Below are 11,961 nucleotides of genomic sequence, written 5' to 3'. Positions count from 1 at the left end.
ACAACTCGAATCTATGATCGACAATGTACCTCATAGCAGCGCTTCGCGCTGTAACCCTCTTCTGTCACTTTCCCAAAAAGGGGCCTCAAACCCTCATTCTTTCGTTGGCGATCGCAGGCTGTAATGACGGAAATTCGTTAGAATTTCCAAGAGTGACAGAAGAGGGGTAATTATTAACGATTCTATCTCTACGATCCGCGATCGCCTACTCAGTCTTGTGCTGAACCTGTTGAATGACTTCCACCACGTCCTCAAAGTCCAAAGGCTTACTCAAATAGCCATCTGCTCCCGCTTTCATACATTGTTCTCGATCGCCAGCCATCGCCATTGCAGTCACAATAATCACCGGAACCTCTTTCCACAGAGGATTGGCCTTCAAGCGTTGGACTAACTCTAAACCATCCACTTCTGGCAACTGTACATCCATCAAGATTAATGCCGGTAAATTTTGTTGTGTTACCAAGGGAGACTCAATAGTGTTGACCATCACTTGACCATCAGCGATCAATTCCACACTATAGCCTTCCAACTCCAGGATCTCAGAAATCAAAGCTTGATTATAGGGTTGGTCTTCCACCACCAACACCCGCTTCCCATTCACTTCTTTAGGAGGATCGCCGATGGGAGGACCCTCTTGGTTCGCGTCCATATCCTTAGCAGATAAACGACTCATTCCCGTCAGGGGTAACCAAACTCGAAACACGCTACCTTTACCCTCTTGGGACTCAAACGAGAGAGTTCCCCCATGGAGTTCAGCCAGTCGTTTGGTTAGGGAAAGACCCAAACCTGTTCCCTCATGACGACGAGTTAAAGAGGAGTCAATTTGTTGAAAGGGACGAAAGAGTAAATGTTGTTGATCTTTGGGAACGCCAATACCTGTATCTTGGACTTCTAAACAGAGATAGGGAGTACTCTGATTAATGGGGGAGCGATCGCAGCGATTTTCTTGGGCTAATTCTTCCCCATATGCTAATCTGCCCTTGAGTTTAATCTGTCCCTTCTCCGGAGTAAACTTCACCGCATTGGAGAGCAGATTGACTAAAATTTGACGGATACGCCGTTCATCGAGCAAGGCTTGATCCAAACGATAATCTAATTCTAGGGAGAGAATTTGTCGTTTTTTATCTGCGCGGGGTTGGATCATCTTCAGACAATCCGTACATAGCTCATGAATGCCCAGAATTTGTAGATCTAGTTCCGATTTACCCGCCTCTATTTTCGATAAATCCAGGATCTCATTAATCAGAGAGAGCAAATGTTTTCCGCTAGAGGCGATCGCCTTTACCTGATTTTGTTGCCGTTCATTCAGTTGACCAGAGCGCTGGCGGAGCAATAAATCGGAGAAGCCTAAAATACTATTGAGTGGAGTTCGTAGTTCATGGGACATAGAAGCCAGAAACTCCGATTTTAATTGAGAAGCTCGCTCTAAATCTTGATTAATTTGATGCAGGGTTTCCTGAGCGCTAGCCCGCTCAATCGCTACGCCCAAAGTCCGACAGGCCGCGATGAGCATATCCTGCTGGGGAGACTTTTCCAGTCGGTGTATATTGCGCGATTCCAAGGTTAACACCCCAATCACCCGACCATCGGAGGTAGGAATGGGAAAAATACCCAATTGGCCAATGTTCGGATGGCGAAATATCTCTAGTGATTGGGGATGGTTACAGTAATTTTCAATAAATAAGGGTTCTCCGGTCCGGACAACTTCCCAGAGCAAACCTTGACCCTGGGGAATGCCTTTTTGTAGTAAGGATTCCATTTCTTCCACCACGGGTTTACCACAACTGGCAATAAATTGACCGGAAATATTATTGGTTAAGGGGCCGGCTAGTCGTTCCTCCCCTTCTCCGCTAATCACTTTAATATCCCCAAATGCTGAGTCCATCGTTTCTATGAGATAATTCAGGGCATATTGACCCATATCTTTCAGGGAAACTGGGGTCTGTAGCCGTTCATTGAGGCCTAACAGGAAACGTAGACGCTTGACCTCTGCATTTAAGCTTTCTTCCATCAGGGCTGCTTGTTTGAGTGCTTGGCGATCGCGGGTCACATCGCGGAAAATCAGTAACCGTCCTTGGTTAGAGGTCGCTGTTGTTGAAATTTCTAAATGAATTCCATTAGATTGTTCGACTTCAATGACTACATCCGTTTTTGCCGATCCGATAATTCTGGATTTGAGTTCTTGACATTCTCCTGGACTCCAATAGCCTTGATGGATTAAGTGGCTAATCACCGTTTCAATATGGGGCTGTTTTTGTAGATACTCAAGCTCAACTTCCCACAACTGAGCCAACTTCTGGTTAAACAAGACCAAGTGATGGGAAGCGTCGAATAGAGCGATCGCATTGTCCATTTGGGACAAAATTAATTCTTGTTCTTCTTGAAGACGCTGTAGATCCATGGCAGTTTATTCTCGGTCAATGGGTTTGGGGGATACAAGCATGGCATTATCTTCACCAATGTACTCAACTGACAATATATATCTTCGCATAACTTTACATTTCTTGAGGTCAGGTGGCTCGGTTTTCGATCTAGATTGCGATCGCACCCCATAGATTTCCATTTTACAAAAATTCATAAAAACATAAAGTCAGACATTAAAATTAGCATTATTTTATAGAGATTTTCTCAAAACTTAAGCCCACTTAAATCCAAGATTAAACAACAAAAAGATTGTCAAAAAGAATCTAGATTTTACTGAAAATCTTTATAAAAAAATGAAAATTTTCCTCCATTTAGCGCTTCAATAGAAACTTAAGAACACCCAAAATTCAACACAGACTATGCAATCTTCAGTCGCCCCTCCCACCTCAGACAAAAAACCGGCCAAGCCTGCGGCCAAAGACAAACGCTTCAAAGCCCTAGATGTAACCATGAAGCGCAATCAATATCGCCAAGATGCTCTGATTGAAATCCTTCACAAAGCCCAAGGAGCCTTTGGTTATCTTGAAGAAGAAGTCCTAGAATACATTGCCCGCAACCTCAAACTCCCCCTGAGTCGAGTCTATGGAGTCGCAACCTTCTATCATCTCTTCTCCCTCAAACCGGCTGGCGCTCATACCTGCGTCGTGTGTATGGGAACAGCCTGCTACGTCAAAGGAGGAGATAAAGTCTTAGCCGCCCTCGAAGAACATACTGGCGTTCATTCTGGAGAAACCACTCCCGACGGACAAGTTTCTCTCGTTACTGCTCGGTGTATCGGAGCGTGCGGCATCGCCCCTGCTGTTGTGTTTGATGGTCAAGTGGCTGCCCAGCAAACCCCAGAATCGGTGATTGAGGGCATAAAAGGCTGGCAGGAGTGAGGGACGTTCCTGACGCAGGGACACGGGGACACGGTGAAATAGAAACTATTCCCTATTCCCTATTCCCCATTCCCCCACTCGGTACACATAACAATTACGGAGAACACTTATGGAATTTAGCGAACTGCAAGACCTAGCCGAACAGGAGAAACAAGCCCAGAAACCCACCAGAGTTCATTGTTGTACATCAACTGGATGCCAAGCCGCTCAATCTTTAGCCGTCAAAAAAGGTATGGAACAAGCCGTTAAAGATCAAGGCTTGCAAGAAGAGGTGCAAATTGTTGGCGTAGGTTGCATGGGATTTTGTGGCCAAGGGCCCATTGTTCAGATCGATTCGGAATCTTCAGAAGCAGCTAATGGACTCTATTATGAAAAAGTGACTCCAGCGCAAGCCCCCTCCATCATTGACGGCTTAAAGGGAGGAGAAGTTACAGCCAATCAAGGCGATCCTAATCATCCCTTCTTTAGTCGTCAGTTCCCCATTGTGCGTGAATACAGCGGCAAAATTGACCCAGAAAGTATTGGTGAATACCTGGCCATGGGCGGCTATCAGTCCTTGTATCATGCCGTCTATGAAATGTCTCCAGAAGAGGTAATCGCAGAAATTACGAAAGCTGGACTCCGGGGACGGGGAGGTGCAGGTTATCCTACCGGATTAAAGTGGGCGACCATGGCTAAAATGCCCTCTGGACAAAAATATGTTATTTGTAACGCCGATGAAGGAGACCCCGGCGCATTTATGGATCGTTCTGTACTCGAGAGCGATCCTCATCGGATTTTAGAAGGAATGGCGATCGCCGGATACGCCGTCGGAGCCAACCAAGGTTACATCTACGTCCGTGCCGAATATCCCCTCGCCATTACCCGCCTCGAAAAGGCCATCAGACAAGCCAAACGGCAAGGCTTCCTCGGCTCCGGTATCCTCGGCTCATCAATTGACTTTAACATCGCCATTCGAGTCGGTGCAGGAGCCTTCGTTTGCGGCGAAGAAACGGCCCTCATTGCCTCCATCGATGGCGGACGTGGAGTCCCTCGGCCTCGTCCTCCCTATCCTGCTGTTTCCGGACTCTGGGGAGAACCCACCTTAATCAATAACGTAGAAACCCTGGGTAACATTGCCCCCATTATCCGCAATGGTTCAGACTGGTTTGCAGGTATTGGTACAGAAAAAAGCAAAGGCACCAAAATTTTCTCCCTCACCGGAAAAGTCTGCAATAACGGCCTGATTGAAGTGCCCATGGGAATTACCTTACGGGAAATTGTCGAAGTGATGGGGGGCGGAGTCCCCGATGGCGGCAAAGTGAAAGCAGTGCAAACCGGTGGGCCCTCTGGGGGTTGTATTCCAGCCGAATATATGGATACCCCCGTAGACTATGACTCTCTGACTAAACTCGGTTCCATGATGGGTTCAGGAGGAATGGTGGTCATGGATGACTCCACCAACATGGTACAGGTGGCCCAATTTTACATGGAATTTTGCCAGGAAGAGTCTTGTGGCAAATGCATTCCCTGTCGAACTGGAACCGTGCAAATGTACGAACTGTTGACCAAAGTCATTAAAGGAAAGGGAACCCTTGCAGACTTGGAAACCCTAGAAAATCTTTGTCAGATGGTGCGTGTAACCAGCTTATGTGGGTTAGGCATGAGTGCGCCCAACCCGGTGTTGAGTACCTTGCGCTATTTCAAATCTGAGTATGAGGAGTTCTTAGCTGTTAAGGCTTAACCCTCCATCCATAGTAGGAGCGGGTTCACTAACCCTATTGCCTTCCTACCTAAATCTCGGTAAACCCGCCCCTATTCCTGTTGCCTCATAAGGAGTGAAATTCAATTATGTTTTGTGAACAATGCGAACAAACCGCCAGTGGTCAAGGTTGTCACCAATGGGGCGCTTGTGGGAAAAGTCCAGCCGTCAATGGTGTTCAAGACCTCTTGGTCTATTGCCTTAGAAGTTTAGCTCCCGTAGCTCTAAAAGCTGGAGAACTAGGATTATCGATTTTAGAAGTCGATCGCTTTACCTGCGAGAGCCTGTTTACCACGATGACGAATGTCAACTTTGACCAGCGTTATTTTGCCAATTTAATTCGTCATGCGATCGCCCTGCGGGAAGACCTGAAAGTTCAAATTGCCCAATCTGCGAGCATTGAGTGGCCCGAAATTGCCGACTATCAACCCGACTTTACCGAAAGTTTAGCCGAACAGGGGGAAAACCTCACGGCTCGCTTGCTAGAGTCCGCCAAGGGCAACCCCGATATCTTTGCCCTGAAGTTGCTGGTACTCTATGGAGCCAAAGGTATGGCTTCCTATGCCTTCCATGCCTACGAACTCGGTCAAGAAGACCCCGATATTTACCAGTTCTGCCATCAAGCCTTACAGGCAGTTGATCGAGACCACTTGACCTTAGAGGAGTGGGTGGCTTTAGCGCTGAAAATAGGAGAAATGAACCTGAAAGCGATGGCTTGCTTAGATGCGGGTCATACCGAAACCTACGGTCATCCGGTACCCACTACCGTACCCCTTAACCCCAGACCAGGCAAGGCGATCCTGGTTTCAGGTCATGATATTAAGCAACTGGCGGCTCTACTCGAAAAAACCCTAGACAGTGGTATTACGGTTTATACCCATGGCGAGCTGCTTCCAGCCCATGGATATCCCCAGCTCAAAGAGCGCTATCCCCATCTGTATGGTCACTATGGTACAGCTTGGCAAAATCAAACCCGCGACTTTGCCAAATTCCCCGGCCCGGTTGTCATTACGACCAACTGCCTGATGCCTCCCCATGAGACTTATGAAGAGCATCTATACACGGTTGGGCCGGTTGGTTTTCCTGGAATTATCCATTTACCGACCCTTGATGACACTGTGGATTATAGTTTGGTGATTTCCAGGGCAAAAACCATGGAAGGGTTTACTGAAGACACTGAACCTCGCCAGGTGATGACCGGGTTTGCTCGCAATGCGGTGTTAAGCGTGAGTGAGACCATTATTGATGCAGTTAAACAGGGTAAAATTCGCCATTTCTTCCTGGTGGGGGGTTGTGATGGTGCAAAACCCGATCGCAACTACTATACGGAATTTGTAGAAAAAGTGCCCCAAGATTGCGTAGTCTTGACGCTCGCTTGTGGAAAATTCCGCTTCTTTGATCGGCAATTGGGAACCATTGGAGGGATTCCGCGCTTATTGGATGTGGGGCAATGTAATGATGCCTATTCTGCGATTCAAATTGCTCTGGGTCTAGCGAATGCTTTTGAGATGGATGTGAACGAACTGCCCTTATCGATGGTGCTGTCTTGGTACGAGCAAAAGGCGATCGCCGTTTTACTCACCTTGCTCCATTTGGGAATTAAAGATATCCGCTTAGGGCCAACTCTGCCCGCGTTCTTAACTCCCAATGTGTTTAAGTTGCTCTCCGAGACCTATAACTTGCAACCGATTTCTACCCCAGAGGCGGATTTGGCAGCTTGTTTGGCCGGGGGATAGAGAGATGGGGAGATGGGGGGATAGGGAGATGGGGGGATAGGGAGATAGGGGAACACAGAGATTGATATATTAACCATTCCCCCACTCCCCATTCCCCACTCCCCATTCCCCATTCCCCATTCCCCATTCCCCATTCCCCATTCCCTATTCCCTAATTTTGGAGAACACTATGTCTGTAAAAACCCTAACTATTGATGGAATTGATGTTGCCATTGAAGAAGGCTCCACGCTTTTAGAGGCAGCCAAAGAAGCAGGGGTTGAGATCCCAACCCTGTGTCACTTAGATGGCATCTCTGATGTGGGTGCTTGTCGCCTCTGTTTAGTCGAAGTTACTGGTATTCCGAAGTTACTGCCAGCTTGCGTCACTGAGGTTTCCGAAGGCATGGAGGTGCAAACGCAAACGGCAAAACTGCAAGATTATCGGCGGATGACGGTAGAGTTGCTCTTCTCTGAAGGTAATCATTTTTGTGCCTTTTGTGTCGCAAATGGCAACTGTGAACTTCAGGATGTGGCGATCGCCGTTGGCATGGATCATTCCCGCTTTGAGTATCGCTTCCCCAACCGAGAAGTGGATGTTTCCCATCCTCAATTTGGTATCGATCACAACCGATGTATTCTCTGTACTCGTTGCGTGCGCGTTTGCGATCAGATTGAAGGGGCCCATGTTTGGGATGTTTCTGGACGGGGAGGTACAGCCAAAATTATCTCCGGTTTAAATCAACCTTGGGGTGAAGTCAGTGCTTGTACCTCCTGTGGTAAATGTGTCAATGCTTGTCCTACGGGATCAATTTTCCGCAAGGGAACCACTACCGCAGAAAAAGAAAGCGATCGCGAAAAACTAGAATTCCTCGTCACTGCTCGCACCAAACACCAATGGACAAGATAATCCTCACATGGCTCAAGGTGGCGATCGCTGGGATCATCTCAGTTATTATGAACGTAAGTATCTTAAAGTGGCGATCGAAGCCTACGATAAGATCATCGAAGATACTGACGATATCCCTAAAATTGCCCAACACTATCAACTCGATATTGAAGAGGTTAAACGAGCTAAAAATTATGCCTTTGGTGATGGAGTGCGTACCTGGGGATTTAGCCCAGATTTATGGATGGCACAAGCCTGGCAACGACTAGCTAACGGTGAAGGTAATGAATGTGATGAACTATTGTTAAACCATGAAGTTTTTGAATCTAAGTTAGTGATTAACAAATCTATGACCATTCAAGATGCTCATCAGTTAGCACAAGCTCGTTATCCTTGGTCACTTAGACTACTGGAATGGAGAAAACAAAACCATGAATAAACCCCTTGATATCAGAGCGAGTTTATCGAAGTCAGAATTAATCGAACAGCAGTTCTTAGAAGTTCTGGAGAGTTGTGAATCTCTTGGCTCTCATCATGCAGAATACTCTAGTATTCCTTATGAATCTGTATATAAACTCTGCGATCTTGCTCAAGATGTGAATGGTTTTGTGCGCTTTTTGATGATCTATAAAGAGTCAATTCAAATGGCTGTCAATGCCATATTTGGCTATGCAAGTACAGTCGATAATTGGAGAGTTAAAGAGTCTCCTATTGGATTTGGAGTCCGAGACTTTTGTAGCCTGTTAGTTGCTATGCTCCAAGGACAACAAGCAAGCAGCATACTGGCTTCCGGTAATTTCGAGTCCTTAGACGCGATCGCTGAATTATTAAGTGAATGGAGGGGAGTGAAGTTCCAAGAAATTCTAGATAAACAAGCACAGTACCTATTGAATGGAAACTAAAAACAGGAGAGAACACCATGGCAAAGATTAGAATGGCAACGGTTTGGCTGGCAGGATGTTCGGGCTGTCATATGTCCTTTTTGGACTTAGATGAATTTCTATTTGATGTAGCAGAAAAAGTCGATGTGGTTTACTCTCCCGTCGGCTCAGATATTAAGGAATATCCAGAAAATGTAGATGTCTGTTTAGTCGAAGGGGCGATCGCCAACGAGGAAAACTTAGAACTCGCCCTGAAAGTTCGCGAGAGAACGAAAACCGTGATTTCCTTTGGAGATTGTGCAGTAACAGCCAATGTTCCCGCCATGCGGAATATGTTGGGAGGAACGGAACCGGTATTGAAACGCTGTTATTTGGAACTGGGAGATACCACTCCCCAATTGCCCAATGAGCCGGGAATTGTGCCGGAATTACTCGATAAAGTCCGCCCGCTTCATGAAACGATTAAAGTGGATTTGTTTATTCCCGGATGTCCACCGCCAGCCGATCGGATTAAAGCGGCGATCGCGCCTTTATTAGAAGGACAAACGCCAACCATGGAAGGACGGGAAATGATTAAATTTGGCTAACCCATCCATCCCCACCCAAAAACCTGTAGGGGCGGGTTTACCCAAATTTAGGCATCCCACCCAGGTTTGTGTAAACCCGCCCCAACCCCATTCATCCCCACCCAAAAACCCGATAAAGGAGAACACCGCCATGAGTAGAAAAGTTGTTATCGATCCCGTAACCCGTATTGAAGGTCATGCCAAAATTTCTATCTTCTTAGATGATGCGGGAGAAGTGGAAAATGCCCAGTTTCATGTTGTTGAATTTCGCGGATTTGAGAAATTCTGTGAAGGGCGACCGATGTTTGAAATGGCTGGTATTACCGCCCGAATTTGTGGAATTTGTCCCGTAAGTCACCTGTTAGCTGCTGCCAAAACTGGAGATAAAATCTTAGCAGTACAAGTGCCTCCGGGAGGGGAAAAACTGCGGCGAATGATGAATTTAGCTCAGTTGACTCAATCCCATGCTTTGAGCTTTTTCCACCTCAGCAGTCCAGATTTTTTGCTGGGATGGGAGAGCGATCCAGCAACTCGAAATGTATTTGGTTTAATTGCCGCCGATCCAGAGTTGGCACGGGAAGGAATTCGCCTGCGGCAGTTTGGACAAACGATTATTGAACTGTTAGGTGCGAGGAAAATTCATTCAGCCTGGGCAGTTCCGGGTGGGGTGCGATCGCCTCTTTCAGACGAAGGTCGCGCTTGGATCAAGGAGCGTCTACCGGAGTCGCGCGCAGTGACGGAGAAAGCTCTAGCTTTGTTTAAGCGCCTATTGGATAGCGAGTTAACCACAGAAGCCGAAGTTTTTGGTAAGTTCTCCTCCTTATTTATGGGCTTAGTTGGAGCTGATGGCAGTTGGGAACATTATGGCGGTCATCTGCGCTTTATTGACAGTGAGGGGAATATCGTTGCCGATCAGTTGAGCGAGGATAATTATCAAGACTTTATCGGCGAAGCGGTGGAAAATTGGTCGTATTTGAAATTCCCCTACTATAAACCTCTAGGATATCCCGATGGCATCTATCGCGTTGGTCCTTTAGCGCGGTTGAATGTGTGCGATCGCGTGGGAGTGCCGAATGCAGACCGAGAATTACAGGAAATGCGCGATCGCGCGGGTGGACGGGTTGCGACTTCTTCCTTCTACTACCACTATGCTCGACTGATTGAAATCATGGCGTGTCTGGAGCGCTTAGAACAATTGGTAGACGATCCTGATGTAGTTTCGTCCCGCGTTCGCGCCACTGGAGGCATTAATAATTTAGAAGGAATTGGAGTCAGCGAAGCGCCGAGAGGAACCCTTTTCCATCACTATAAAGTGGACGAACAGGGCTTAATTGAGAAAGTGAATCTGATTATTGCCACCGGTCAAAATAACCTGGCGATGAATAAAACCGTGACTCAAATTGCCAAACATTATATCCACGGCAATGAGATTCCTGAAGCCATGCTCAACCGTACAGAAGCCGGTATTCGCGCCTACGATCCCTGTCTGAGCTGCTCGACTCATGCCATAGGACAAATGCCGTTGCATCTAGAGTTAGTGCGACCCGATGGTAGTATTGCACACCAGCTTTATCGGGATTAAATTCTAGCGATCGCCAGAAACAGAAACCGGGTTTCTCCGAGCCAGTGTACCTCTTACATTGAGGTAGCCTCAGAAACCCGGTTTCTTTTGACTCAGGTTATAATCTTGGCGATCAATCTCAAGCGATGGGATAACGAAAATAAGTATGATATTTAGTACAATTATTACTCAAAATATAGAAATTCCACGGCTGGAAAACGGCGATCGTCTCTCTCGCGCAGAATTTGAACGGCGCTACAACAACATGCCGGAACTCAAGAAAGCGGAATTAATTGAAGGAATAGTCTATATGGCATCGGCGTTACGGATCAAGCAACATGGCAAACCTCACAGTCATATTATGGGTTGGTTATTTTATTATGAGGCAATGACTCAGGGTGTAGAAAGTGGAGATAATTGTACCGTAATTTTAGATAACAAAAATGAACCGCAACCGGATGGTTTACTGCGACTTCAGAAGGAAGGATTATCTAGAATTAATGATGCGGGATATGTGGAAGGAGCGCCGGAGTTAGTGGTAGAAATAGCCGCTTCTACCGTATCCCTCGATCTACATGATAAGTTGCAGGTTTATTGTCGCCATCAGGTGCAAGAATATCTGGTATGGCGCGTCCAGGATAATGAGATAGATTGGTTTCGACTGCGAGGGAGTGAGTATGAGAAGTTAGAAGCCAACGAACAAGGGATAATTCCCAGTGAAGTGTATCCGGGATTATGGTTAGATGTTCCGGCTCTTTTGAGGGGGGATTTAGCCCAGGTATTGCAAGTTTTGCAAGCAGGAATTGCGACAGAAGAGCATCAAGATTTCGTCCAGTTTTTATCGAATCTTTAGGGAATTAGAAACCGGGTTTTTACCCATAGATGCTACCCGCGATAGAGAGGAGCGACAAACCCGGTTTCTTTGTTCCTTGCTTTAACTCTTGAATCCTGTCTTCGGATACGGTACAGTAGTATTGATTGTTGCATTGCTCAATTGGCGATCGCCCATCACTTAACGTTAATTCACAATGACCGCGACTTTGAAACCATTACCAGAGTCACAAGCCTTAATCATCTACGCTTTCAACCTTAACCCCATTTCTCCGTGCTTCTTGCGGCTGTTAGAAACCGGGTTTCTTCCCACAGATGCAACCTGCGATGGAGAGGAACTAGAAACCCGGTTTCTTTGCACTTCTCGCACCCACCAGAGAAATTTTCGATACAATAGAACCAGTCCATCATTGTTAATTGTTAATTGATATGAGAATCGTCGGAACTCTGGTAGCGCTGGGAGTGTGGATGACTCCGG

The 11,961-nt window shown here is 46.7% G+C and carries 10 protein-coding genes and 1 pseudogene; 10 read left to right on the top strand and 1 reads right to left on the bottom strand.

Annotation, left to right across the window (positions count from 1 at the left end; genetic code table 11):
• Positions 1-205: 205 nt before the first annotated feature.
• The gene (locus tag AC3A14_RS21905; protein WP_318719445.1) at positions 206-2,401 is read right to left on the bottom strand and encodes a hybrid sensor histidine kinase/response regulator; all 2,196 of its coding nucleotides are present in this window, start codon (positions 2,399-2,401) and stop codon (positions 206-208) included.
• Between the two features lie 382 nt (positions 2,402-2,783).
• Between AC3A14_RS21905 and hoxE the strand changes: the two genes are divergently transcribed.
• The 10 genes and pseudogenes from hoxE to AC3A14_RS21855 all read left to right on the top strand — a co-directional run.
• The gene (gene hoxE / locus AC3A14_RS21900) at positions 2,784-3,302 is read left to right on the top strand and encodes a bidirectional hydrogenase complex protein HoxE (RefSeq protein ID WP_318732361.1); all 519 of its coding nucleotides are present in this window, start codon (positions 2,784-2,786) and stop codon (positions 3,300-3,302) included.
• A 109-nt stretch (positions 3,303-3,411) separates the two neighbouring features.
• Positions 3,412-5,025: a NuoF family protein gene (locus tag AC3A14_RS21895; protein WP_318732360.1), complete on the top strand. Its 1,614-nt coding sequence runs from the start codon at positions 3,412-3,414 to the stop codon at positions 5,023-5,025.
• Positions 5,026-5,132: 107 nt separating this feature from the next.
• On the top strand, positions 5,133-6,779 hold the full coding sequence (hcp, locus tag AC3A14_RS21890; RefSeq protein ID WP_318732359.1) for a hydroxylamine reductase: 1,647 nt from the start codon (positions 5,133-5,135) through the stop codon (positions 6,777-6,779).
• Positions 6,780-6,948: 169 nt separating this feature from the next.
• Positions 6,949-7,665, top strand: coding sequence for a bidirectional hydrogenase complex protein HoxU (hoxU, locus tag AC3A14_RS21885; RefSeq protein ID WP_318701104.1), 717 nt, complete (start codon positions 6,949-6,951; stop codon positions 7,663-7,665).
• 7 nt (positions 7,666-7,672) lie between these two features.
• Positions 7,673-8,083, top strand: a complete 411-nt coding sequence (locus AC3A14_RS21880; RefSeq protein ID WP_318732358.1) for a hypothetical protein — start codon at positions 7,673-7,675, stop codon at positions 8,081-8,083.
• Positions 8,076-8,546, top strand: coding sequence for a hypothetical protein (locus AC3A14_RS21875; protein WP_318732357.1), 471 nt, complete (start codon positions 8,076-8,078; stop codon positions 8,544-8,546). Before AC3A14_RS21880 ends, AC3A14_RS21875 begins: the two co-directional genes overlap by 8 nt.
• Before the next feature lie 17 nt (positions 8,547-8,563).
• Positions 8,564-9,112 (top strand): NADH-quinone oxidoreductase subunit B family protein, encoded by a 549-nt coding sequence (locus AC3A14_RS21870; RefSeq protein WP_271937764.1) that lies wholly within the window; start codon positions 8,564-8,566, stop codon positions 9,110-9,112.
• 130 nt (positions 9,113-9,242) lie between these two features.
• Positions 9,243-10,673, top strand: a complete 1,431-nt coding sequence (locus AC3A14_RS21865; RefSeq protein WP_318732356.1) for a Ni/Fe hydrogenase subunit alpha — start codon at positions 9,243-9,245, stop codon at positions 10,671-10,673.
• 145 nt (positions 10,674-10,818) lie between these two features.
• Positions 10,819-11,505, top strand: a complete 687-nt coding sequence (locus AC3A14_RS21860; protein WP_318701109.1) for a Uma2 family endonuclease — start codon at positions 10,819-10,821, stop codon at positions 11,503-11,505.
• Between the two features lie 114 nt (positions 11,506-11,619).
• Positions 11,620-11,745, top strand: a pseudogene (locus AC3A14_RS21855) (PIN domain-containing protein); the annotation flags it as partial.
• Positions 11,746-11,961 lie beyond the last annotated feature (216 nt).

Source organism: Roseofilum sp. (assembly GCF_982964205.1).
The sequence above is the reverse complement of the archived record's forward strand: the minus strand, read 5'-3'. Positions and strand labels throughout refer to the sequence as shown.

Bases quoted from the DNA above. Each gene is read 5' to 3' on its own strand.
- AC3A14_RS21860 (WP_318701109.1), top strand. From the start codon at position 10,819: ATGATATTTAGTACAATTATTACTCAAAATATAGAAATTCCACGGCTG.
- hoxU (WP_318701104.1), top strand. From the start codon at position 6,949: ATGTCTGTAAAAACCCTAACTATTGATGGAATTGATGTTGCCATTGAA.
- AC3A14_RS21870 (WP_271937764.1), top strand. From the start codon at position 8,564: ATGGCAAAGATTAGAATGGCAACGGTTTGGCTGGCAGGATGTTCGGGC.
- AC3A14_RS21905 (WP_318719445.1), bottom strand. From the start codon at position 2,401: ATGGATCTACAGCGTCTTCAAGAAGAACAAGAATTAATTTTGTCCCAA.
- hcp (WP_318732359.1), top strand. From the start codon at position 5,133: ATGTTTTGTGAACAATGCGAACAAACCGCCAGTGGTCAAGGTTGTCAC.
- AC3A14_RS21865 (WP_318732356.1), top strand. From the start codon at position 9,243: ATGAGTAGAAAAGTTGTTATCGATCCCGTAACCCGTATTGAAGGTCAT.
- hoxE (WP_318732361.1), top strand. From the start codon at position 2,784: ATGCAATCTTCAGTCGCCCCTCCCACCTCAGACAAAAAACCGGCCAAG.
- AC3A14_RS21895 (WP_318732360.1), top strand. From the start codon at position 3,412: ATGGAATTTAGCGAACTGCAAGACCTAGCCGAACAGGAGAAACAAGCC.
- AC3A14_RS21875 (WP_318732357.1), top strand. From the start codon at position 8,076: ATGAATAAACCCCTTGATATCAGAGCGAGTTTATCGAAGTCAGAATTA.
- AC3A14_RS21880 (WP_318732358.1), top strand. From the start codon at position 7,673: ATGGCTCAAGGTGGCGATCGCTGGGATCATCTCAGTTATTATGAACGT.